The organism is Rhabdothermincola sediminis (assembly GCF_014805525.1).
Lineage (GTDB): Bacteria > Actinomycetota > Acidimicrobiia > Acidimicrobiales > Acidimicrobilacustridaceae > Rhabdothermincola > Rhabdothermincola sediminis.
Genome location: NZ_JACFSZ010000012.1, coordinates 26,639 through 47,977 on the forward strand (window position 1 = coordinate 26,639; position 21,339 = coordinate 47,977).

The following is a 21,339-nucleotide window of genomic DNA, read 5'->3' on the forward strand; positions in this document are numbered from 1 at the left end:
GGTCAGGTCGTCGCCCGCGGCGGTACGGGCACCAGCACGCAGCGGGTGCCGCGGTAGATGGTGGGCATGCACTTGTTGCAGTGGATGCACAGGCCGTCGTCGCTGGTGCCGTCCCGGAGCTGGTTGACGAGGTCCGGCTCGCGCAGCAGCGCCCTGCCCATGGCCACGAAGTCGAAGCCCTCCCGCATCGCGTGCTCGATGGTGTCGCGGCGGTTGATGCCGCCGAGCAGGATCAGCGGCATCGACAGCGCGGCCCGGAACTGGCGGGCATAGGGGAGCAGGTAGGCCTCCTCGTACGGGTAGGTGGGCAGGAACCGGCTCCCGAACAACTTGAAGCCGGTGCGGATCGGCTGGGGGAACACCCGGGCCATCTCGTGGATGGGCGCCTCGCCGCGGAAGAGGTACATCGGGTTCTGCAACGAGCTGCCGGCCGTGAGCTCGAGCGCGTCGAGGCTCCCGTCGCTCTCCAGCAGGCGAGCGATCTCGATGCTCTCGTCGAGCCACAGGCCGCCGGGCACGCCGTCGGCCATGTTGAGCTTGGCGATGATGGCCAGACGATCGCCCACCGCCTCCCGAACCGCCGAAGCGACCTGGCGGGCGAAACGGCTGCGGTTCTCGAGGGAGCCGCCCCACTCGTCGGTGCGCTTGTTGAGCTTGGGGCTGAAGAACTCGCTGATCAGGTAGCCGTGCCCGAAGTGCAGCTCCACGGCGTCCGCGCCCGCGGTGGCGACGTGGCGGGCGGCGTCGGCGAAGTCATGGGTGATGCGACGGATGTCGTCGGGGGTCACGGCCCGTGTGAACCGCATCGCCAGGGGACTGAAGATCCGCGACGGCGACAGCCCCCGGTGGCCGGTGGCCGCGGCCACCGCGCCCGCGTGGCCGATCTGCACCGAAACGGCCGCGCCCTCGCCGTGCATCTCCTCGACCAGGCGGGCCAGCCCCGGCACGGCCGCCTCGTCGAGGATGATCTCGTTGGGCGTGCCGCACCCTTCCGGTGACACCGCGCAGTAGGCGATCGTGGTCATGCCCACGCCGCCTCTCGCCACCGCCCGGTGGAACTCGATCAGCCGGTCGCTGACCACGTGATCAGGGGTCGCTCCTTCGAACGTCGCCGCCTTGATCACCCGGTTCCGCAGGGAGACGGGGCCGAGCCGGGCGGGAGCGAAGGGGTCGGGGACCGTGGTCGTCATGGTCTCATCATGGCCCGGAGGTGAGCCCCCGACGAACGGCGGATGGTGCGCGCCAGAGAGGCATCGTCCCGGTCGCGGGGTCGTACTGCTTCAGCCACGTCGGCAGGAACACCGGGTCCGCGAAGTCGCGGGGATGGTGAGCCGGTAGCGCCGAGGCCGCCATCACCGGTAGCACCGCGAACGCCAGGCTCACCGACCAGCGCAGCAACCGGACGTAAGTCACCGGCTTGAGCGCCCGGCCCGAGCCGAGGACCATCAGGAGGGTACCGATGGTGGCGAACCACGCCAGCAGGGTGAAGGTGGTGAGCATGGCGAGCGAGTAGCGCACTCGTGACCCGTCGATCGCCTCGAACACGTCGTAGGCCACGTTCTTGTGCTCCACCTCCTCGGCGAGGTGCCAGAGGAACAGCGTGGTGGCGATCGAGTCGCCGTCGTCGAAGAACTCGTCGAGATGGGCTTCGGACCAGCGGGCGAGCGCGAAGGCGATCGTCTCGCTCGCCGCGGCGAACGCCACGTTGAACCGGACGCTGCGCGTGCGCCCCAGCCAGCCGTAGGACCACCCGATCCAGCGTTCGAGGCGGGCGATGCCGCGATAGCGGCTGGCGACGAGGTCGTTGAAGCGGCGGTGCTGGCGGTAGTGGCCCGACTCTTGGCGCAGGAACGACTCCACCTGGGGTCGGAGCCGCGGGTCGAGCTGGGGGAGCGCGGCGCGGATCGAGCGGATGAAGTAGGGCTCCGCGTAGGGCATGAGCAGCGAGACGCTGTTGGCCCCGAACGCGAACTCCGGCAGTCGTCGGTTCCAGGCGGGGTCGAGGTCGTCCGGGTACTCGAACCGGATCCGGCGAACGGGCAGCGCTGGCGCCGGGTCGGTGCTCAACCGGATCGGTCCCGCAGCTCGTACTTGAGGACCTTCCCGCTGGCGTTGAGCGGGAAGGCCTCCACCACCTCCACCGAGCGTGGGACCTTGAAGTTGGCCATGCGCTCCCGGCACCACCCGATCAGGGCGTCGGGGTCGATCTCGGCGCCCGGGCGCGGGATCACGAACGCCTTGCCGACCTCACCGAGGCGGTGGTCGGGCACGCCGACCACCGCCACCTGGGCGATCGAGGGATGCTCCATCATGATGTTCTCGATCTCGGCGGGATAGGCGTTGAACCCCCCGACGATGAACATGTCCTTGAGTCGGTCGGTGATCCGCAGGTTGCCCCGCTCGTCGAGCACCCCGATGTCGCCGGTGTGCAGCCACCCGTCGGGGTCGATCGTGGCGGCGGTGGCCTCGGGGTCGTCGAGGTAGCCCTTCATGATGTTGTAGCCGCGCACCAGGACCTCGCCGGGTTCACCGGTGGGCACGGATCGGCCACGCTCGTCGACCAGCCTCACCTCGACGCCCGGGATCGGCCGCCCAGCGGTACGGGCGATGGTCTCGGGGTCGTCGTCGTGGCGACACATGGTGGCGATGCCGGTGGCTTCGGTCAGCCCGTAGCCGGTGACGATGGTGGTGAAGGTGAGCTCGTCGCGCATGCGCCGGATCATCTCCACGGGCACCGTCGCGGCGCCGGTCACCGCCAGGCGGAGGGTCGACAGGTCGTAGGAAGCGAGGTCCGGATGGTCGAGGATGGTCTGGTAGATCGCCGGCGGTCCCGGGAGCATGGTGACCCGCTCCTCCGCCACCCGGCGCATCACCGAGGGCACGTCGAACACCGGGTGGGGGATGATCGTCGCACCTTTGAGCAGACAGGCCAGGATGCCGGCCTTCAGCCCGAACGCGTGGAAGAACGGGTTGACGATCAGGTAGCGGTCGCCCTCGCGCAGCCCGACCACGCTGGCCCAGCTGTCGTAGGCCCGGATCGACGCCCCGTGGGTGAGCATGGCGCCCTTGGGTCGACCGGTCGTGCCGGAGGTGAACAGGATGTCGCACACGTCGTCGCTGCGGATGGCCCGGACCCGCTCGAGGACCTGCGACCGGTCGATGGCGTCCCCGCGATCGAGGAAGCCCTGCCAGCCGATGCACCCCCCCGGCACCGAGCCCCCCACCACAACGGTCTCGGCCAGTGCCGGCAGCTCCTGGCCTCGGAGCAGCTCGACGTAGTCGGTGTCGAGGAAGTCGGTCACGGTGAACAGCAGGCGTGCCCCCGAGCGCCGCAGGATGTAGGCGGCCTCGTGCCCTTTGAACCGGGTGTTGAGGGGCACCACGACTCCGCCCGCCCGGTAGGTGCCGAGCGCGGCGATCGCCCACTCGGCTCGGTTCGGTGCCCAGATCGCCACCCGTTCGCCAGGCCGGATCCCCGAGGCCACGAGGGCCCGAGCCGCTCGGTCGGCCTGCTCCAGCAGGCCCTCGAAGCTCAGTCGCAGGTCACCGTCGACGAGTGCCTCGCGGCCGGCGAAGCGGGCCGCGGCCCGTTCGAGCACCAGCGGCACCGATGGCGGCAGGTCCGGCTGTTCCTCGCCCCGCTCGGCAGCACCGTCAGCCACGTCGATCCCTCGCCTCCTGTCCCTGCCGTCCTGTCCTCGCCTGTCCTCGCCGGTGCGAGCGGCTGGTGGTGCACGGAGGTCTCGGAGGCGTCCCCGCACCCCGCGCACGCCGGACGGGCAGCGTTCGTCGCGGCGACAGTACCCAACTCGGGAGCCGCGAACGAGCGTCCTGTCGTTTGAACCACCGTTCACATAGCGCGATGCTGGCTCGCGCATGACTGGGGAAGGCCGGGCCGCCACCGCGCCTGCGGGTGTGATCACCGACGAGGCGATCGAGCGGCTGCGGGCTCGCATCGGCGTGCCAGAGCCGCATCCGGTGTCCCCCCACTACCGCCGGCCGGGCGAGGACGCCTTCCGCCACGTGGCCGAGGCCTACGGCGACGACAACCCGCTCTACACCGACCCCGTCTATGCCGCCTCGACCCGGTGGGGTGGGCTGATCGCCACCCCGGTGCTGGTCGGTGGCGACACGCTCATCGGGGAGGACGAGGTCTCGGAGGTGCCGGCCGCCCAGCGCGAGCTGATGAGGGGCGACCCGCTGCGGGGGGTGCACGCGTTCTACGCCGCCAGCGTGCGCGAGTGGTGGGCGCCGCTGCGCCCCGACCGTCGGGTGTGGCGCCGCAACGCGCTGGTCGGGGTGCTCGACAAGCCGAGCGAGTTCGCGGGCCGGGCGGTGCACGAGTGGACCGCTCAGGCGTTCCGGGACGACGAAGGCACCCTGCTCGCCGGGCAGTACCGCCTGATGATCCGCACCGAGCGCCGCAAGGCCCGGGAGCGCAAGAAGTACGACGACGTGGCGCTGGCGCCCTACACCGACCAGCAGATCGCCCAGATCGAAGCCCAGTACGCGAAGGAGCGACCCCGAGGCGGTGAGCCTCGCTGGTGGGAGGACGTCGCCGAGGGCGACGAGCTCGGGCCGATGGTCAAGGGACCGTTGACGGTCACCGACATGATCTGCTGGCACGTGGGGATGGGCATGGGCCTCTACGGGATCAAGCCCTTTCGGTTGGGGGCGCGCAACCGGGCCCGGATCCCGCGCTTCTACCACCGCGACGAGCTGAACGTCCCCGACGTGATGCAACGGGTCCACTGGGATCCGGCGTTCGCCCAGCGGGCCGGCAACCCCACCACCTTCGACTACGGCCGGATGCGCGAGACCTGGCTCATCCACCTCTGCACCGACTGGATGGGCGACGACGCCTGGCTGGCCCGGCTGGAGTGTGAGTTCCGGCGCTTCAACTACGTGGGCGACACCCAGTGGCTGCGGGGGACCGTCACCCGTCGGTACCTCGCCGAGGGCGATCGGCCCGCGGTGGACGTCGAGCTTCGGGCCGAGAACCAGCGTGGTGAGCTGACCACCCCCGGGGCGGCCACGATCCTGCTGCCGAGCCGTGAGCACGGCCCGGTGCGCCTGCCCGACCCACCGGGGGGCTCGAATGACCTGGCCGGGGTCCTGGAGGCGATCGCCGCGAGGTTCGACCGGTGAGTGGCTACCAGTCGGCCGAGGGGCTCCGGGTGTCGCTCGACGGCGCGGTCCTGCGGCTGGTGCTGGACCGGCCGGAGAAGCGCAACGCGATCGACGACGTGATGATGGCTGCGCTCGTCGAGACCATCGATCTCGCCGGGCGTGACGAGCAGGTGCGGGCGATCGTGCTGGCCGGGGAGGGCGAGCACTTCTGCGGCGGCGCCGACATCGTGGCCCGCAACGCCGAGGGCGAGGGCCGGCCTCGGGTGGGCAGCGTGCAGCGGCGGGTCCCCTCGCTCGCTCACCGGCTGATCCCGTTGATGCTCACCGTGCAGACACCGATCGTGTGCGCGGTGCGAGGGTGGGCGGCCGGCATCGGCTTACAGCTCGCTCTGGCCGCCGACTTCACGATCGTGGCCGAGGACGCCACCCTGTGGGAGCCGTTCCTGACCCGTGGCTTCACCCCGGACAGCGGGGCCACCTGGCTGGTACCGAGGCTGGTGGGACTGGTGCGCGCCCGCGAGCTGCTGCTCCTCGGTCGCCGGCTCGACGGTCGCGAAGCCGTCGAGTGGGGGCTGGTGCACGCCGCGGTTCCCGATCCGCAGGTGCAGGACACGGCAGCCCGTCTCGCCGACGAGCTCGCCGCCGGCCCCACGGTGGCCCTGGGGCTGACCAAGTGGCTCCTCCACGCGGGGTACGACGCGTCGCTGGAGCAGCAACTCCGAGCCGAGGCGTTCGGCCTGGAGCTCTCGTCGCGCTCTGAGGACTTCCGCGAGGGTCTGCAGGCGTTCCGGGAGAAGCGCCCACCCCGCTTCGGTGGGCGGTGAGGTAGAAGTGATCGACGCGACCGGCCGGGTGCCGATCACCCCGGAGACCGAGGTCGACGAGGCGGCGGCGATCGTGCGGGCCTGGGTGGCCGAGCACGTGCCCGCCGCCTGGCGCGAGGCCGCTGCGGGAGGATCCGCCGCCATCCGTGAGGTGCGCCCGCGGGAGGCGTACGAGGCCTGGTATCCGGTATTCGGCGCGTCCGGCCTGGTGGTGCCCACCTGGCCGGTGCCCTACGGCGGGCTGGGTGTGGGACGGGAGGTGGCCCGGGCCATCGAGGCGGAGCTGGCGCCGTACAACCTGGGGCGCTTGAACCCGCTCGGTCTCAACCTGGCCGCCCCGGCGCTGTTCGCCCACGGCACCGAGGAGCAGCGGCTGCGCTTCCTGCCGCCCATCGTGCGCAACGAGGAGGTGTGGTGCCAGCTGTTCAGCGAGCCCGGTGCCGGCTCCGACCTGGCCTCGCTGGCCACCCGGGCGGTGCGAGACGGCGACGACTGGGTGGTGACCGGCCAGAAGGTGTGGACCACCTGGGCGCACCGGGCCGACTTCGCTGTGCTGCTGGCTCGCACCGATCCCGACGTCCCCAAGCGGGAGGGCATCACCTACTTCCTCCTCTCGCTCCACCAGCCAGGCGTGCAGGTCCGGCCCCTGCGGCACATCACCGGCGAGGTGGACTTCAACGAGGTGTTCCTCGACGGGGTCCGGGTACCCGACCACCAGCGGGTCGGTGCCGTGGGTGACGGTTGGCGGGTGGCTGGCGCGACGCTGTCCGGCGAGCGCCAGATGGTCGCCGGCCAAGGCTCCGGCGGGGTCGACCGCATCGGGGGCTCCGGCACCCGGCGGCTCATCGGGCTGGCTGCCGAGGGCACGGGACCCGCCGGTGGTCGGGCCATCGCCGACCCACTGGTGCGCGACCGCCTCATGCGGCTCTACAGCGAGGAGTGCATCCGGGGCTGGACCAACGAGCGGGTGCGGGCAGGCCTGGCGGCGGGACGCCCGCCCGGCCCCGAGAGCTCGATCGGCAAGGTCCACCAGGGGGATCTCAACCAGCGGACCCAGCTCCTGGCCACCGACCTGCTCGGGGCGCGGGCGATGGCCTGGGAGGCGCCGGCCGGGGCACCGTACGAGGACACGTTGTCCTACGAGGTGCGGGGCATGTTGCGCAGCCGGGCCAACACGATCGAAGGCGGCACGACCGAGGTCAACAAGAACATTCTCGGGGAGCGGGTCCTGGGCCTGCCCCGGGAGCCGGATCCCTGGCGCGACGTGCCCTGGCGCGAGGTGCCCCGGAGCTGAGATGGCCATGGGGTACGAGACGCTGATCGTCGAGCGGCGGGGGCCGGTGGGATGGTTGGTCTTCGACCGGCCCGACGCCGGCAACGCGATGGACGCGGTCATGCTCGGCGAACTCGAGCGAGCCTGGGGGGAGCTGGCTGCTGACGAGGCGGTGCGGGTGATCGTGAACACCGGAGCAGGGCCCGCCTTCTCGACCGGGCTGGACGTCGTGCAGCTGTCGCGGGACCCCGCCGCGCTCGCCGAGCAGTCCCGGCGCACCAGGCGGGCCGAGCTGCGCCTGACCGCATGGCACAACCAGGTCCACAAGCCCGTCATCGCGGCGGTGAACGGGGTGTGCGCGGGGGGTGGACTGCACTTCGTGGCCGATGCGGACATCGTCATCGCCGCGTCGACCGCCTCGTTCGTCGATCCCCACGTCTCCGTCGGGCAGGTGAGCGCCTTCGAGACCATCGCGCTGGTGCGCAAGTCCCCGATGGAGCCGATCGCCCGCATGGCCTTCACCGGTCGCCATGAACGGATGAGCGCGGCCCGGGCCTACGAGCTGGGGGTGATCAGCGAGGTGGTCGATCCTCCCGAGCGCCTGCGGGACGCGGCGCAAGAGCTGGGGGAGAAGATCGGCCGCAACTCGCCCGCGGCGATGGCGGCGACCAAACGGGCCCTGTGGGCCGCGCTGGAGACCGGGCTCACCGAGGCTCGCCGGATCGGGGCCTCGATCCTCGTGGAGGAGAACCTGTGACGTACTCGTCGTTCGAGACCCTCATCGTGGAGCGCCGGGGACCGGTGGGGTGGTTGCTGTTCAACCGCCCCGACCAGCTCAACGCCATGAACGCGCTGATGCGCGACGAGCTGGCGGTGGCGTGGAAGGAGCTGGACGCGGACCCCGAGGTGCGGGTGATCGTCCACAGCGGGGAGGGCCGCTGCTTCCAGACCGGCGTCGATGTCACCGAGATCGCCTCGGACGGGATCGGGATGGAGCGCTACCGCCGTTCCCTCGAGGAGCTCGACCTGCACTTCACCGCGTGGCACCAGCAGGTCTGGAAGCCGGTTATCACCGCCGTGAACGGGATCTGCGCGGGTGGCGGCTTCCACTGGGTCGCCGACGCCGACATCGTGATCGCCGCCTCGGACGCTGAGTTCTTCGACCCCCATGTCTCCATCGGCCAGGTCGTCGCGCTGGAGGCGATCGGCCTGCTGCGCAAGATGCCGGTCGAGGCGGTGATGCGCATGGCGTTGGTGGGACGTCACGAGCGGATGAGCGCGGCCCGCGCGTACCAGCTCGGGATGATCAGCGAAGTCGTCGACCCCCCCGAGCGCCTGCGGGACGCGGCGCAGGAGCTGGGGGAGAAGATCGCTCGCAACTCGCCCGCGGCGATGGCGGCGACGAAGCGGGCCCTGTGGGGCGCGCTGGAGACCGGGCTCACCGAAGCCTGCCGCGCCGGGGCGAAGGAGCTGGTCAGCCTGTGGGGGCATCCCGACCAGGAAGAAGGGCCGCGGGCCTTCGCCGAGAAGCGGCCACCGCGATGGCAGCGCCCGTGACTCTCGGGGACCTGCTCCCCGACCCGCCAGAGCCACCGGATCGCCCGCTGGTCCACATCGGCGAGCGAACCTGGCGGGCGGCCGAGCTGAGCGCCGCGGCGGCAGCGCTCGCCGAGCAGCTGCGCGCGCAGGGCATCGGTGGCGGCGACCGGGTGGGGGTGAGCCTGCCGAACGGTGGCGAGCTGGTCGCCACCCTCTTCGGCGTGTGGCGGGCGGGCGCCACCTACGTCCCCCTCAACCCGCGAGCTCCCGTGGCCGAGCGGGAGCGGCAGGCCGAGGCGGCCGGGACGGTGGCCACCGTCTGCCTGCGCGACGGTGTGCCGACCGTCGAGCGCACCCCTCGCCCACGACAGGTGCCGCCGCGATCGGCGGAGATCGCCCTGGTGCAGTTCACCTCCGGCACCACCGGTCCACCGAAGCCGGTCCCGCTGCGCCACGACACCGTGCTCAGCCAGATCGACGGGGTCCTGGCCAAGCTGGGCGTGGTGGCCGGTGAGCGTCGCGACGAGGAACCCATGCCGAATTTGGTACCGGTCTCGCTGTCGCTGTGGGCCGGGCTGTACACGGTGCTGTTCGCCTTCCGCGTCGGGGCGCCGGTGGTGGTGATGGAGCAGTTCGAACCCTCGTCGTTCGCCGAGCTGGTGCGCCGCCACCAGATCCGCTCCACGGTCCTGCCGCCGGCTGCGCTCTGCGCGCTCGCGGACGACCCGGCGATCGGGGACCTCTCGCCGCTGCGGTTCGTGCGCAGCATCACGGCTCCACTCTCGCCGAGCGAGGCCCGCCGGTTCACGGACCGCTTCGGGGTGACCGTCCTCAACAGCTACGGGCAGACCGAGCTGGGTGGCGAGATCATCGGCTGGAACGCCGCGGATGCCCGCGCCCATGGGACGGACAAGCTGGGATCGATCGGTCGGCCCCATGACGGGGTGGAGGTCCGCATCGACGACGGCGAGCTGTGCGTGCGTACCGCGGCCATGCGCGCCGGCGGCGTGACCGTCGACCTGTCGGACCGCCTCACACCCGACGGGTGGCTCCGCACCGGGGATCTGGCCCACATCGACGACGACGGGTTCGTGTGGATCGACGGTCGGGTCTCGGATCTCATAAACCGGGGCGGGTTCAAGGTGTTCCCGGCCGACGTCGAGGAGGTCATCAGGAGCTCGGGAGCCGTTGCCGACGTGGCGGTCGTGGGGGTGCCCGAGCGGCGGCTGGGGGAGGTGCCGGTGGCCTTCGTCGTCCCGAGGACCTGGCCACCACCGCCGGATCTCGCGGCGCTGCTCGTGGCCCACTGCCGGGACGAGCTCGTCGCCTACAAGGTTCCGGCGCGCGTCGTCCCCATCCGGGCCCTTCCCCGTAACGAGATCGGCAAGGTCCAGCGAGCGGAGCTCGTCTCCGCTGCGCTGGCGACGGCCGGAGCTGACCTGACCGCCATCCCATCCGAGGAGCGACCATGACCACCAGCGAGCGTGACGACTACTCCGGCCCCTTCGATCCCGACTTCCGCTACGAGGACCTCTCCAAGGAAGCACTCGTGCGGCTCGTGCGCGAGTACGCGCTGATCGTGCAGCTCCTGGACCGGTCGGTCTTCACGGCCATCGGGATGCGCTACGGCCAGCAGGCGGTGCAGGAGATCGCGATCGACGAGTGGCGCGGTGCCAGCCCTATCTACGGCGAGCGCCTGCGCCGGATCCTCAACATCGAAGGCGACGACGTCGAGGCCATCTTCAAGGTGCTGCAGGTCGATCCCGGCTTCGCCCAGCACTACATGGACGTCCGATACGAGGTGGTCGACGAGCACCACGGCTTCTTCGAGCTGGCCTCGTGCGGGGCGCTGCTCGACGTGGAGCCGTACGGGCCGAAGGCAGTCACCAGCATGTGTCACCACATCGAGGACGGCACCTTCGACTACACGGCGCAGGCCGTGAACCCGAAGGCCCGGATCCGCCCCGTGCACCGCCCACCCCGGAAGCCCGCGGACCGGGTGCCGCACTGCCGGTGGGAGGTGGTGATCGACGACACCACCGAGACCCTCCCGGAGCCCGACGTCACGGCGATCGTTCGGGCCACCACCGCGGCCACCTACGAGTTCCCGCCGATGCGGGACGGCACGCCGCATCTTCCCGAGCGGGATGGTTCGGGCTCACTCCACGACTGACCCGTTGGCGAGGGCCAGGAGCGCCGTCGGTCCTCGCCGTCGGGCGCCGGGTGGGGAGGTGGCGGGCGGGGGACGCCGCGCCCTCTCGCCGCGCGGTCTCCATGAGCAGCAACCGCAGCCCCGACGAGTCGATGAACTCGACGCCGGCCAGATCGACGTCGACGGCTGCGCCCTCGGGGATCTCTTCCAGTCGGCGCCCGAAGACGGGCACCGTCGAGGCGTCGAGGTTCTCGGGCGCGCGCACCACATGGACGACCGGGTCTCGCTCCACACGAGCTCCCTACCCGGGGGCGATGACGGGTCATGCCTGGTCGATCGTGCCGGGGGCGGGTCGCACGGGGTGAGCCCACGATACATCCCGTAGGGTGGGCCCGATGACAGGTCGACGGGTCGAGAACAGCACCACGCCACGGGTCGCCATCCTGGGTGCGGGGGCCGGTGGACTGTGCATGGCCATCGCGCTCCGGCGGAGGGGGATCGATTCGTTCGTCATCTTCGAGAAGACCGACGGGGTCGGTGGCACCTGGCGCGACAACACGTATCCGGGAGCCTGCTGCGACGCGAAGTCGCATCTGTACTCGTACTCGTTCGAGCTGTGGCCGGAGTGGTCGCAGCACTTCGCGGCTCAGCCCGAGATCCTCGAGTACTTCGAGCACTGTGCGGACGTTCACGGGTTGCGCGACCACCTGCGATGCAACACGGAGGTCACGGCGCTCACCTGGGAGGAGGAGACCGGGGAGTGGATCGTCGACACCCGGTCCGGTGAGCACTGGCGGTTCGATGTCGTGGTCTCGGGACTCGGCCAGCTCAACCGCCCCTACGTCCCCGACATCGAGGGCCTCGAGACCTTCCAGGGCACGACCTTTCACTCCGCCCGGTGGGACCACACCCACGATCTCACCGGTCGGCGGGTGGCCGTGATCGGCAATGCGGCCAGCGGCGTGCAGTTCATCCCCCAGATCGCGCCGAAGGTGGCGCGGCTCCACGTGTACCAGCGTTCTGCGAACTGGATCCTGCCCCGCATCAACCCGCCGTACTCGGAGCGCACCAAGCGGTTGTTCCGGGAGGTCCCGGGTGTCATGCGGCTCTACCGCGCCTGGCTGTACGCGAGCTACGAGTCGCGCTTCGCGATGATGCGCCGCGACTCGCGGCTCGGGCGCCTGATCGAGCGGCTCGCCGAGCGATACCTGGAATCGGTCATCGACGACCCGGAGCTGCGTGAGGCGCTCACGCCGGACTTCCCTGCCGGGTGCAAGCGCCTACTCATCTCCAGCGACTACTACCCGGCGCTCACCCGCGACAACGTCGAGCTGGTGACCACCCCGATCGAGCGGATCGCTCCCGAGGGCATCGTCACCGCCGACGGCGTCCTGCGCGGCGTGGACACGATCATCTTCGGGACCGGCTTCGACACCACCCACTTCCTCGCCCCACTGGTGGTCAAGGGGCGCAACGGGCGCTCGTTGGAGGAGGTCTGGCGAGAGGGCGCGGAGGCATACCTGGGCATCGCGATCTCCGGCTTCCCGAACCTGTTCATGCTCTACGGGCCGAACACCAACCTCGGGCACAACTCGATCATCTTCATGATCGAGTGCCAGGTGCACTACGTCATGCGGCTGGTCGACCGGATGCTCGAGGCGGGGCGCAGCAACCTCGACGTCCGGGCGGAGGTGATGGCCCGCTACAACCGCGAGCTGCAACGGGCCATGCACCAGATGGTGTGGGAGTCGGGCTGCAAGAGCTGGTACAAGAACGAGTTCGGCAAGGTCACCAACAACTGGCCCCACACCACGGTCCGCTACTGGGCACGGACGCGCCAGCCGGCGCGCGGTGCATTCGAGCTGCGGCGGGTCGCCCGGCCAGGCGATCCCGCCGGACGCGTTCAGGGGTAGCCGATCTTCCTGGTGCAGCCCCAGCCCGAGTACCCCACCGGGGCGACGTAGCCCCGAGGACCGTGGTAGCCCTGCGTGGCGACCCGGTTGGCGACGATGATCTGCTGCTCTCTCGTGGCTTGGCCGGCGAGCGGCGCGAACTCGCGCCCGCCCCACGCATCCCAGGTGCCGTTGTAGAAACCGAGGCCGCCGCTGTAGCGCGAGCCGGTCATTCTCCAGTTGCCCCCGGTCTCGCAGTACGCCATCCGGTCCCAGTACTCATCCGGCGGGACGCCCACTTGTTCCTCGCGCAACTGGCGGGTGCTCGCTTCGGCTGCGGCGCGGGCCTCGGCCTCGGCCTGTGCCCGAGCAGCCGCGATCGCCTCCAGCGCGCTGCGCAGCTCCGCTCGGCGCTGCTCCTCGGCAGCCGCCTCGGCGGCCGCCCGGGCCTCGGCCTCGCGTTGTGCGTGGGCGAGGACCTGCTCGGCGTCGACCGGGCTGGCATCCGGGATTCCGGAGCCTGCCCGACCCTCGGCTCCCGTGGACAGGGTGCCGACCTCGGCGTCGCCGGACGGTGCAGGGAGGAGCGCGCCGGTGACGACGGCCATCACGGCGACGAAAGCGGCCACGAGCGCGCGCGGGGACAGGAAGATGGACATGGCGGGGCACCTCGGTGGGAGGGGAACGGAGGACTCGGGGGTCGAGAGGGGGCGACCACGCCCGAGCAGGAACCCACGTATGTTGCGGTTCGATGACGGACGTTACCGGGGGGTAACGCGACTCTGTCAAAACGAGACGGGTGACATCGGCCACGCGGGTCGCAGGTGGCCGGCGTCGGAGGCGGGCCGGGAGCCGGTCAGAGGTGATCCGGTAGGACGGCCTCGATCAGCCGCGGGCCGGGCTCGGCGAACGCCACGGCGAGCTGGTCGGTGAGCTCCTCGGCGGTCTCGGCCCGGGTGGCGGGCACTCCGGCGCCACGAGCCAGGGAGACGAAGTCGAGCTCCGGCCCGGTCAGATCGAGCATGGCCTTGGCCCGGGGACCGGGCGGTTCGGCGCCGACCCGGTTCAGCTCCATGTTCAGCACCGCGTAGGAGCGATTGGCGAGCACCACCGTCACGACATCGAGGGCCTCGCGGGCCTGGGTCCACAAGGCTTGGAAGGTGTACATCGCGCTGCCGTCGGCCTCGAGCGCGAGGACCTTGCGCTCCGGGCACGCGATGGCGGCCCCGGTGGCCACCGGTAGGCCCTGACCGATCGCTCCGCCGGTGAGCGTCAACCAGTCGTGTGGTGGAGCGCCAGCGGTGAACCCGGCCACGAACAAGCCCATCGTCTGGCCCTCGTCGGAGACGATCGCTCCTTCCGGCAGGGTGGCCCCGATGGCCTGTCCCAGCGTCTCGGCGGTGAGCGGCCCGCTGGGGCGCGGCGGGCGCTGGGCCGGCTGGCGTGGCGGCTCCGGCGGTGCGCCGAGGCACTCGGCGAGCATGGCCAGCGCCCCCGCGTCGTCGTCGCCCGGCCCGGCGAGCACGTGCACCTCGCATCCCTCGGGCACGAGATAGCTGGCCTTGCCCGGGTAGGCGAAGAACGACACCGGCGCGGCGGCGCCCACCAGCACCAGGTGACGAAGACCCGACAGTTGCAGTTCCGCGAACTCGGCCAGGTAGCCGAGTCGTTCGACCGCCGGGCAGCCGGCGCCTCGCGCCAGGCGCGGCGGAAACACCTCGGCGAGCAGCTTGGCGCCGGTGGCGGCCGCCACCCTCGCCGCGGCCTCCACCGGCTGCTCGAGTGTGGCGGTCGAGCCCAGCAGCAGTGCCGCGGGTTCGCCGGAGCGGAGTGCCCCGGCGATGTGCTCCACGGTCGAGGCGTCCACGGCTCGGGCGCGGGGGCGCTCGAGTGGCTCGGCGGGGCCGGGCGCGGGTGACCACGAGACGTCCGCGGGCAAGATCAGGGTGGCGACCTGCCCGGGTGGGCCGTAGGACGCGGCGACGGCCTGGGCGGCGTCGAGCGCCACCTGGTCCGGGCTCTGCGAGGTCCGGATCCAACCCGAGACGTTTCGGGCCACCGTCTCGATGTCGGACTCGAGTGGCGCGTCGTACCGCTTGTGATAGGTGGCGTGGTCCCCAACGATGTTCACGATCGGCGACCGGGCCCGGCGTGCGTTGTGCAGGTTCGCGACCCCGTTGCCAAGGCCGGACCCCAGGTGCAGCAGGGTCGCTGCGGGGCGACCGGTCATGCGTGCGTAGCCGTCGGCAGCGCCGGTGACGACACCTTCGAACAGGCCGAGCACCCCGCGCATCTCCGGCACGGAGTCGAGCGCGGCCACGAAGTGCATCTCCGAGGTGCCGGGGTTCATGAAGCACACGTCGACACCAGCGTCGACGAGGGTGCGGATCAGGGCCTGCGCGCCGTTCATCGCTCGGTCCACCTCACCTCAGTCGAAGAGCTTGCCGGGATTGAGGATGCCGGTGGGGTCGAACGCGGTCTTGATACGCCGCATGAGGTCGATCTTCACCGGGTCCTCCAGCTCGAGGAAGTAGCGCTTCTTCTCGGTGCCGATGCCGTGCTCGCCGGAGATGGTGCCGCCCAGCTCGATCCCCACGGCGAACAAGGCGCGCATCAGGCGGTAGCGCACCTCCGGGTCGGGTTGGAACACGGCCAGATGCACGTTGCCGTCACCGGCGTGACCGCATCCGGCGATCCAAGCCTGGTGCTCGGCCGCGAGCTGGGAGACCCGGGACATGAACCGGGCGATGGCGGCACGGGGCACCACCAGGTCGACGATGTCGTCGGCGTTGTTCGCCTTGGCGAGCCAGAAGGCCTTCTCCCGGGCTTCGATGAGCTGGGTGGCAGCGTTCGGGGGAAGCACGTAGACGTCGACCGCGCCGAGCTGCGCGAGCTGCTCGCTGAGTGCGGCGACGTCCTCGTCGAGCCGGTCGGCGTGCGAGCTCTCCATCATCACCACCAGGTAGGCGAGGGCGGTGTCCTTGATCTCCTGGGGGATCCCGAGCTCCAGGCCGTAGGTCGAGCAGGTGGCGCTCATCGTGAGCATGTCGATGTACTCGAGGATCACCGGGCCGATGCCGCTGTCGACGATGCGGGGGACGGCGGCAGTGACCTCCTCCAGGGTGGTGAACGGTGCCAGGACGGTGGCTCGGTGCGCCGGCCGCGGATACAGCTTCAGGATGACCTCGGTGACGATCGCCAGGGTGCCTTCGGAGCCGATGATCAGCTGGGTGAGGTCGTAGCCGGTGGTGGCCTTCACGAACTTGCCGCCGGTACGGATCACCTCACCGGTGGGGAGCACCGCTTCGAGGCCGAGCACGTGATGGCGGGTGACGCCGTAGCGGACCGCTCGCATGCCACCGGCGTTGGTGGCCACGTTGCCGCCCAGGCTGGCGCTGTACTCGCCCGGGTAGACGGGGTACACCAGACCGTGCTGACGGGTGACCTCGTCGAGCTGCTCGAGCCGCACCCCCGGCTGGACGACCGCCACGTGGTTCTCGGTGTCGATGTCGATGATCGCGCTCATGCGGTCGAAGGCCAGCAGGATGCCCTCGGCGCGGGGGATCGCCGCTCCGGACAGCCCGGTGCCGCTGCCGCGGGCGGTGACCGGGATGCGGTGCTCGTTGGCGACCCGGAGTACGGCGGCGACCTCGTCGGTGGTCTCCGGGAACACCAGCGCCGCGGGGATGGTCGGGGTGCCGCCGAGGGCCTCGTCGTGGGTGAAGTCCTCCTTGATGGCGGTGCCGGTGAGCACGTTGGCCGGCCCCACGATGCCGGTGAGCAGTGCCGCGATCTCGGTCAACTCCGGTGCCCTCCGCTGTCCCGGTCGACGGCTCGTGCCGCCGGCGCCCCCGGTGCGTGCCTGCTTGTGTAGGTGGCCGCAGCGGGTCGGTCAAGCTCATGGGGATGACGGCTCACCACAGGCCGAGCTCGAGTCCCGCCGCGATCGTCTGGCCGAGCTCCGTCGCCTGCTGCAGGTGCTCGCCCTCCAGGTCCCCGATGACGATCAAGGGTGGCTGGACCTCCTTCCAGCCGAGACCGGTGGTGATGCGCCGCACGCTCCGGGTCGCTCCACTGCCGTCGTCGTGGCGGCCCTTCACGATCAGCGCGTAGGGGAGACCACGGGTCTCCTCCACCACCGCGTAGTAGCTGCGGTCGAAGAAGTCCTTGAGCCCGCCGCTCATGTACCCGAAGTTCTCGGGCGTCCCGAGGATCACCGCGTCCGCCCACCGCAGGTCGTCGGGCCCCGCGTCGAGCGCCGGTCGCCAGCGAACCTCGACCTGTTCGATCTCGTCGGCCCGCGCGCCGGCCACGGCGGCCTCGACCAGTCGCCGGGTGCCCCCGGTCTGCGAGTGGGAGACGACGAGGAGATGGCTGGTGTCGCTCTCAGCCATCGCGGCCCCCGGCGCACGCCTCCCCCCACAGGCCGCGGCCCGCGGATCGGGCCGATGCCACCGCCGCCCGGATCTCCTCCACGTAACGCACGTTGGGTGGGATGGTGAGCTGCTCGGCGAAGCCCTGCTCCGCCAGGTCCAGGTTCACGAACAGCCCGTCGGGCAACCGGCGGACGTAGGCGAGGGTGCGGCCATAGCGGTCGTGCTCCTCCACGTCGAGCTCCAGCCGGACGTTCGTGCCCGGCGGCAGCAGCGAGGCGGTGTACGCGGCGGCTTCCTTCCCGAGGCACTCCACGGGCCGCCGCGGGTCGACGCTCTCGGGGGTGTCGATGCCGATCAGCCGGACCCGGCGACCGTCGGTCAGCTTGATCGTGTCACCGTCGACCACCCGCTCGACGGTGGCTGTGCCCCCCGGATCCGGCTCGGCGTCAGACGCCCGCTCGGGCCGGGCGCAGGCGCCCGCGGCCAGCATCACGAGGACACCGCAGGCGAGGAGGTGCCGGAGCTTCGAGCTGGGCACGGCCCGAGTGTAGGGTCCGTGGTGTGAAGGTCGTGATCGTCTACGAGAGCCTCACCGGAAACACCAAGCGGGCGGCCGAGTTGATGGGCGGGCTGCTCGCCGAACGGGGAGTGGACACGACCGTGTGCCCGATCACCGCCATCGACCACCAGGCCCTGGCCCTCGCCGATCTGGTCGTGGTGGGCGGATGGGTCGACGGCCTGTTCTTCGTCGGGCAGCGTCCCGGCCGGGCAGCGCGCCTCGAGTCTTTCCCGCCTATCGATGGCAAGCGCTGCCTCGTCTACTGCACCTACGCCATCGATCCGGGCAAGACCCTCGAGAAGCTCACCCGCATCATGGAGAGGCGAGGAGCCGAGGTGCTCGGAGGCATGACGATCAAGCGCAGCCGACTGGAACAGGGCGCCCGCGAGTTCGTCGACCGCCTCCTGCAGGCCGTCCCCGCCTGAGGGGCGGAGCGGCCGGCATGGAACGGCGATCCCGTGGCCTCGAGGGGAAGGTCGCGGTGGTCACAGGCGGTGGGTCGGGTATCGGGCTCGCCTCGGCCCGGGCGCTGGCGGTCGAGGGTGCGCGGGTCGTCGTCTCCGACATCGATGAGGAGCGTGGGCGAGCCGCGGTGGACACCCTGGCCGCCGAGGGTGGGGAGGCGGTGTTCGTCCGCACGGACGTGGCTGACAGTTCGCAGTGCGAGCAACTCGTCGAGGCGGCCGTCGAGCGTTTCGGCCGTCTCGACGTCCTGCACAACAACGCTGGGGTGGCCTGGCCGTTCCGTGACGGGTTCACGCCCGAGGTGTCCCCGCAGGTGTGGGATCGGGTCATCGCCGTCAACCTCTCGGGTGTCTTCTACTGCTGCCATTTCGCCATCCCGGTGATGGCGCGCACCGGTGGTGGCTCGATCATCAACACCGCGTCGTCGATGGCGCACCTGCCTCTCGGCGGTCTCGATGGGTACGCAGCCTCGAAGGGAGGCGTCGCCCAGCTCACCCGCTCCCTGGCACCCGGCTGCGGGCGGCTGGGCATCCGAGTGAACGCGATCAGCCCGGGGTACGTCGATACGCCGATGAACGAGATGATCTGGGCGAGCCCGGCGCTCAAGGCCGGCTTCGAGCGTGGTCACGCGACGGGCTTGCAGACCCCGGAGGAGGTCGCGGACGTGGTGGTCTTCCTGGCGTCCGACGCGTCGCGCAGCCTCACGGGAGCCGTGATCACCTGCGACCGCGGCTGGACGGCCTTCAAGCAGCCGGAGATCCTGGGCGGCGGATGAGCGCCCCGGCCGGGGACGTGCAACCATGACGCTCATGACGATGGTTGACATCCCCCGCGCCCTGCACCGGGGCGAAGACGAGCTGCCCTTCGTCGACATCGGTGATGGCAGCACGATGCAGCTCCTGCAGGTCGACATCGAGGCCGGCCTGTGGGTCGTTCGGACCCGGTTCAACCCCGGCTACGAGGTGCAGACCCACAAGCACACCGGCGAGGTCTATGCGTTCACGGTGTCGGGCCGCTGGAAGTACAAGGAGTACCCGGAGGTGAACCGGGCGGGCTCGTACCTGTTCGAGCCGGCCGGGTCCGTCCACACCCTGACCGTCCCGGAGGACAACACCGAGGTGACCGACGTGTTCTTCGCCATCCGGGGCGCGAACCTCAACCTCGACGAGAACGGCAACGTGGTGAGCGTCTGGGACGCGCAGTTCGTCCGAGACGGCTACTTCATGCTCTGCGAGGCTGCGGGCTACGGCCGACCGGACGTCATCGGCGCGTAGGCCACCTGCGATCGTCTGACCCGCCGGGGGTGCTGCCCGGGCCAGCGCGATTCACGCCCCGCAGCGTTCGAGCGCGTCGCGGTAGAGGGACGCCAGCAGGGCGTTGCCGTCGTCGTTCGGGTGGATGGAATCGCTGGTGAGCGTCCGTCCCGGGTTCGCCTCCTCCCAGGCGGCCACCGCATCGGACCATTCGATGACGTCGATGCGGGGGTCCTGTGCCGCCAGGTCGCGCAGCGCCTGGTTGAACGCCAGGGCTCGCGGGCCGACCCCGGGCCCATGACCTTCGATGCGTTCGTTGACGGTGACCAGGTGGATGCAGCGGACGCCGTCGAGGGTGTCGAGGAGGCCTCGCAGCGTGTCGACGGTGGAGGAGATGTCCTCGTCACTGTTGGTGACGTCGTTGGTGCCCAGGTTGATCACCACCTGGCGCTGGGGGAGGCGGCCGGCTCGGGCGGCTGCGGGGAGCTGTTGGCCGACCCGGTAGCCGATCTTGCCGTCGATCGTGAGGGCCCATTGGTCGCCCAGGACCTCCCGGAAGGTGTCGGTGGCGCCCCAGGTGATGGAGTCGCCGATCAACGCCACGGGGGGCCGCTCGCGCCCGAGAGGCACGGCCAAGGCCATCGCACCGAGCACGAGCGCCACGAGGATGACCCCGACCACGGCCGAGACCGGCGGTCGGGAGGCGCCTGGTAGCGGGAACGGCCTCACCGCTCCGACACGATACCGATGAGCTGACCTGGATGTCGCCGCAGCGACCTCAGGTCGTCGGCTGGCGGAAGTGGGGGATCACCCGCTCACCGAGGAGCTCGATCGAGCGCATGACCGACCGGTGCGGGATCGCGTACGGGTTGACCAGGCACAGCAGCAGGTCGCAGCCGGCAGCCCGGTAGCGCTCGGCCACCTCGAGGCAGCGCTCCGGGTCCCCGACGATGCACGAGCCACTCGACTCCAGGTAGTCGAAGGTCAGCAGCGACAGGTCGAGGTCCTTGAGGATCTCGGCGTAGTCGTAGGTGCCGAGTGGCTTGCCCTCGAGCCAGGAGGCCACGGTCCCGATGTGCCACAGCGCCGTGCGGACGTACCACTCGAACGAGTCCCGGGCTTCCTCGAACGCCTTCTCGGTGGTGTCCGCGCAGTGGACCATGGTGAAGGTGGCGGCGCGGCCGTTGACGGACTTGCCGACCGGGCGGGCACGGCCGAGCGCGTCACGGTAGAGGGCGATCCGGTTGGCGAGCTCCTCGGGCGGGACGCCGATGGTGAACGACAGCAGGCCCAGCCCGAGCTCACCGGCGAGCACGTGGCTCGGCTCGCTGCTCGACGCCGCCCACAGTGGTGGGTGGGGTTGCTGGAGGGGCTTGGGGTGCACCCGGCGAGCGGGCATCTGCCAGAACTCGCCGTCCCACTCGAAGGGGTCCTCGGTCCACGCGCCGACGATCATGCGCAGAGCTTCCTCCCACTGGGCGCGGGTCAGGTTCGGATCCGCGCCGAACCCTTCCAGCTCGGCCCGGGTGGAGGAGCGGCCTGTGCCGAACTCGAGCCTGCCGTCGGTGACGAGGTCGACCACCGCCGCCGCCTCGGCGGCTCGAATCGGGTGGTTGTAGGGCTTCGGGAGCAGTCTGACCCCGTGACCGATCCGCAGGCGGGAGGTCTTGGCGGCGATCGCGCCGTAGAGGGCGTCAGGAGCGGAGCAGTGCGAGTACTCGTCGAGGAAGTGGTGCTCCACGGTCCAGAAGGAGGAGAAGCCGGCCTGCTCGCCCCACACGGCCTGCTCGATCGTGTTGCGGTAAGCATCGTGTTCGCTCGTGGGAGTCCACGGCTTGGGCACCGGGATCTCGTAGAAGAGGGCGAAATCCATGGC

22 protein-coding genes are annotated in these 21,339 nt (G+C 70.8%); 11 read left to right on the forward strand and 11 right to left on the reverse strand.

What is annotated here, in order from left to right:
- Positions 1-2 precede the first annotated feature (2 nt).
- The 3 genes from HZF19_RS10950 to HZF19_RS10960 are packed head-to-tail and all read right to left on the reverse strand — an operon-like array spanning position 3 to position 3,662.
- The gene (locus HZF19_RS10950) at positions 3-1,190 is read right to left on the reverse strand and encodes an oxidoreductase (protein ID WP_208028820.1); all 1,188 of its coding nucleotides are present in this window, start codon (positions 1,188-1,190) and stop codon (positions 3-5) included.
- A gap of 7 nt (positions 1,191-1,197) precedes the next feature.
- A complete protein-coding gene (locus HZF19_RS10955; protein ID WP_208028821.1) occupies positions 1,198-2,067 on the reverse strand; it encodes a metal-dependent hydrolase in 870 nt (289 codons plus the stop codon).
- Complete coding sequence (locus HZF19_RS10960; protein WP_307781206.1) at positions 2,064-3,662, reverse strand: FadD3 family acyl-CoA ligase; 1,599 nt, start codon at positions 3,660-3,662, stop codon at positions 2,064-2,066. Before HZF19_RS10960 ends, HZF19_RS10955 begins: the two co-directional genes overlap by 4 nt.
- 214 nt (positions 3,663-3,876) lie before the next feature.
- On the opposite strand from HZF19_RS10960, the gene HZF19_RS10965 reads away from it, so the two are divergent.
- The 7 genes from HZF19_RS10965 to HZF19_RS10995 are packed head-to-tail and all read left to right on the forward strand — an operon-like array spanning position 3,877 to position 10,939.
- Positions 3,877-5,148 carry a hotdog family protein gene (locus HZF19_RS10965; protein ID WP_208028823.1) on the forward strand — a complete coding sequence of 424 codons (1,272 nt, stop codon included), beginning with the start codon at positions 3,877-3,879 and terminating at the stop codon, positions 5,146-5,148.
- Positions 5,145-5,954, forward strand: a complete 810-nt coding sequence (locus tag HZF19_RS10970; protein WP_208028824.1) for an enoyl-CoA hydratase/isomerase family protein — start codon at positions 5,145-5,147, stop codon at positions 5,952-5,954. Before HZF19_RS10965 ends, HZF19_RS10970 begins: the two co-directional genes overlap by 4 nt.
- A 7-nt stretch (positions 5,955-5,961) precedes the next feature.
- Positions 5,962-7,248: an acyl-CoA dehydrogenase family protein gene (locus tag HZF19_RS10975; protein ID WP_208028825.1), complete on the forward strand. Its 1,287-nt coding sequence runs from the start codon at positions 5,962-5,964 to the stop codon at positions 7,246-7,248.
- Between the two features lie 7 nt (positions 7,249-7,255).
- Positions 7,256-7,984, forward strand: coding sequence for an enoyl-CoA hydratase/isomerase family protein (locus HZF19_RS10980; protein ID WP_208028826.1), 729 nt, complete (start codon positions 7,256-7,258; stop codon positions 7,982-7,984).
- Positions 7,981-8,784: an enoyl-CoA hydratase/isomerase family protein gene (locus HZF19_RS10985; RefSeq protein WP_208028827.1), complete on the forward strand. Its 804-nt coding sequence runs from the start codon at positions 7,981-7,983 to the stop codon at positions 8,782-8,784. Before HZF19_RS10980 ends, HZF19_RS10985 begins: the two co-directional genes overlap by 4 nt.
- Positions 8,769-10,238, forward strand: a complete 1,470-nt coding sequence (locus HZF19_RS10990; RefSeq protein WP_208028828.1) for a class I adenylate-forming enzyme family protein — start codon at positions 8,769-8,771, stop codon at positions 10,236-10,238. The genes HZF19_RS10985 and HZF19_RS10990 overlap by 16 nt, the downstream gene beginning before the upstream one ends.
- Positions 10,235-10,939, forward strand: a complete 705-nt coding sequence (locus HZF19_RS10995) for a hypothetical protein (RefSeq protein WP_208028829.1) — start codon at positions 10,235-10,237, stop codon at positions 10,937-10,939. Before HZF19_RS10990 ends, HZF19_RS10995 begins: the two co-directional genes overlap by 4 nt.
- Here HZF19_RS10995 and HZF19_RS17435 read toward each other — a convergent pair.
- A complete protein-coding gene (locus HZF19_RS17435; RefSeq protein ID WP_208028830.1) occupies positions 10,830-11,210 on the reverse strand; it encodes an STAS domain-containing protein in 381 nt (126 codons plus the stop codon). The two genes, HZF19_RS10995 and HZF19_RS17435, sit on opposite strands and share 110 nt — an antisense overlap.
- Before the next feature lie 103 nt (positions 11,211-11,313).
- Here HZF19_RS17435 and HZF19_RS11005 point away from each other — a divergent pair, with 103 nt between their 5' ends.
- Positions 11,314-12,831: a flavin-containing monooxygenase gene (locus HZF19_RS11005; RefSeq protein ID WP_208028831.1), complete on the forward strand. Its 1,518-nt coding sequence runs from the start codon at positions 11,314-11,316 to the stop codon at positions 12,829-12,831.
- Here the strand turns inward: HZF19_RS11005 and HZF19_RS17160 are convergent.
- The 5 genes from HZF19_RS17160 to HZF19_RS11030 form a co-directional block, all read right to left on the reverse strand.
- On the reverse strand, positions 12,822-13,469 hold the full coding sequence (locus tag HZF19_RS17160) for a transglycosylase family protein (RefSeq protein ID WP_307781207.1): 648 nt from the start codon (positions 13,467-13,469) through the stop codon (positions 12,822-12,824). The genes HZF19_RS11005 and HZF19_RS17160 overlap by 10 nt on opposite strands.
- 197 nt (positions 13,470-13,666) lie before the next feature.
- Positions 13,667-15,220, reverse strand: a complete 1,554-nt coding sequence (locus HZF19_RS11015; RefSeq protein WP_208028905.1) for an acetolactate synthase large subunit — start codon at positions 15,218-15,220, stop codon at positions 13,667-13,669.
- 18 nt (positions 15,221-15,238) lie between these two features.
- Positions 15,239-16,612 (reverse strand): FAD-binding oxidoreductase, encoded by a 1,374-nt coding sequence (locus HZF19_RS11020; protein ID WP_208028832.1) that lies wholly within the window; start codon positions 16,610-16,612, stop codon positions 15,239-15,241.
- A gap of 112 nt (positions 16,613-16,724) precedes the next feature.
- Positions 16,725-17,204, reverse strand: coding sequence for a flavodoxin family protein (locus tag HZF19_RS11025; RefSeq protein WP_208028833.1), 480 nt, complete (start codon positions 17,202-17,204; stop codon positions 16,725-16,727).
- The gene (locus HZF19_RS11030) at positions 17,197-17,724 is read right to left on the reverse strand and encodes a thermonuclease family protein (RefSeq protein ID WP_208028834.1); all 528 of its coding nucleotides are present in this window, start codon (positions 17,722-17,724) and stop codon (positions 17,197-17,199) included. The genes HZF19_RS11025 and HZF19_RS11030 overlap by 8 nt, the downstream gene beginning before the upstream one ends.
- A gap of 23 nt (positions 17,725-17,747) precedes the next feature.
- On the opposite strand from HZF19_RS11030, the gene HZF19_RS11035 reads away from it, so the two are divergent.
- The 3 genes from HZF19_RS11035 to HZF19_RS11045 are packed head-to-tail and all read left to right on the forward strand — an operon-like array spanning position 17,748 to position 19,484.
- Positions 17,748-18,170 (forward strand): flavodoxin family protein, encoded by a 423-nt coding sequence (locus HZF19_RS11035; protein ID WP_208028835.1) that lies wholly within the window; start codon positions 17,748-17,750, stop codon positions 18,168-18,170.
- A gap of 17 nt (positions 18,171-18,187) precedes the next feature.
- A complete protein-coding gene (locus HZF19_RS11040) occupies positions 18,188-18,985 on the forward strand; it encodes an SDR family NAD(P)-dependent oxidoreductase (protein ID WP_208028836.1) in 798 nt (265 codons plus the stop codon).
- A 34-nt stretch (positions 18,986-19,019) separates the two neighbouring features.
- Positions 19,020-19,484, forward strand: a complete 465-nt coding sequence (locus HZF19_RS11045) for a 2,4'-dihydroxyacetophenone dioxygenase family protein (protein ID WP_208028837.1) — start codon at positions 19,020-19,022, stop codon at positions 19,482-19,484.
- 51 nt (positions 19,485-19,535) lie between these two features.
- On the opposite strand, the gene HZF19_RS11050 is transcribed toward HZF19_RS11045, so the two are convergent.
- The gene (locus HZF19_RS11050; protein ID WP_208028838.1) at positions 19,536-20,192 is read right to left on the reverse strand and encodes a GDSL-type esterase/lipase family protein; all 657 of its coding nucleotides are present in this window, start codon (positions 20,190-20,192) and stop codon (positions 19,536-19,538) included.
- A gap of 49 nt (positions 20,193-20,241) precedes the next feature.
- Positions 20,242-21,336 carry an LLM class flavin-dependent oxidoreductase gene (locus HZF19_RS11055; protein WP_208028839.1) on the reverse strand — a complete coding sequence of 365 codons (1,095 nt, stop codon included), beginning with the start codon at positions 21,334-21,336 and terminating at the stop codon, positions 20,242-20,244.
- Positions 21,337-21,339: the final 3 nt, after the last annotated feature.

Excerpts from the sequence above, each read along its gene's own strand:
- HZF19_RS10950 (WP_208028820.1), bottom strand. The coding sequence starts at position 1,190 with ATGACGACCACGGTCCCCGACCCCTTCGCTCCCGCCCGGCTCGGCCCC.
- HZF19_RS10965 (WP_208028823.1), top strand. The coding sequence starts at position 3,877 with ATGACTGGGGAAGGCCGGGCCGCCACCGCGCCTGCGGGTGTGATCACC.
- HZF19_RS10980 (WP_208028826.1), top strand. The coding sequence starts at position 7,256 with ATGGGGTACGAGACGCTGATCGTCGAGCGGCGGGGGCCGGTGGGATGG.
- HZF19_RS10990 (WP_208028828.1), top strand. The coding sequence starts at position 8,769 with ATGGCAGCGCCCGTGACTCTCGGGGACCTGCTCCCCGACCCGCCAGAG.
- HZF19_RS10995 (WP_208028829.1), top strand. The coding sequence starts at position 10,235 with ATGACCACCAGCGAGCGTGACGACTACTCCGGCCCCTTCGATCCCGAC.
- HZF19_RS11005 (WP_208028831.1), top strand. The coding sequence starts at position 11,314 with ATGACAGGTCGACGGGTCGAGAACAGCACCACGCCACGGGTCGCCATC.
- HZF19_RS17160 (WP_307781207.1), bottom strand. The coding sequence starts at position 13,469 with ATGTCCATCTTCCTGTCCCCGCGCGCGCTCGTGGCCGCTTTCGTCGCC.
- HZF19_RS11015 (WP_208028905.1), bottom strand. The coding sequence starts at position 15,220 with ATGAACGGCGCGCAGGCCCTGATCCGCACCCTCGTCGACGCTGGTGTC.
- HZF19_RS11025 (WP_208028833.1), bottom strand. The coding sequence starts at position 17,204 with ATGGCTGAGAGCGACACCAGCCATCTCCTCGTCGTCTCCCACTCGCAG.
- HZF19_RS11040 (WP_208028836.1), top strand. The coding sequence starts at position 18,188 with ATGGAACGGCGATCCCGTGGCCTCGAGGGGAAGGTCGCGGTGGTCACA.
- HZF19_RS11045 (WP_208028837.1), top strand. The coding sequence starts at position 19,020 with ATGACGATGGTTGACATCCCCCGCGCCCTGCACCGGGGCGAAGACGAG.
- HZF19_RS11055 (WP_208028839.1), bottom strand. The coding sequence starts at position 21,336 with ATGGATTTCGCCCTCTTCTACGAGATCCCGGTGCCCAAGCCGTGGACT.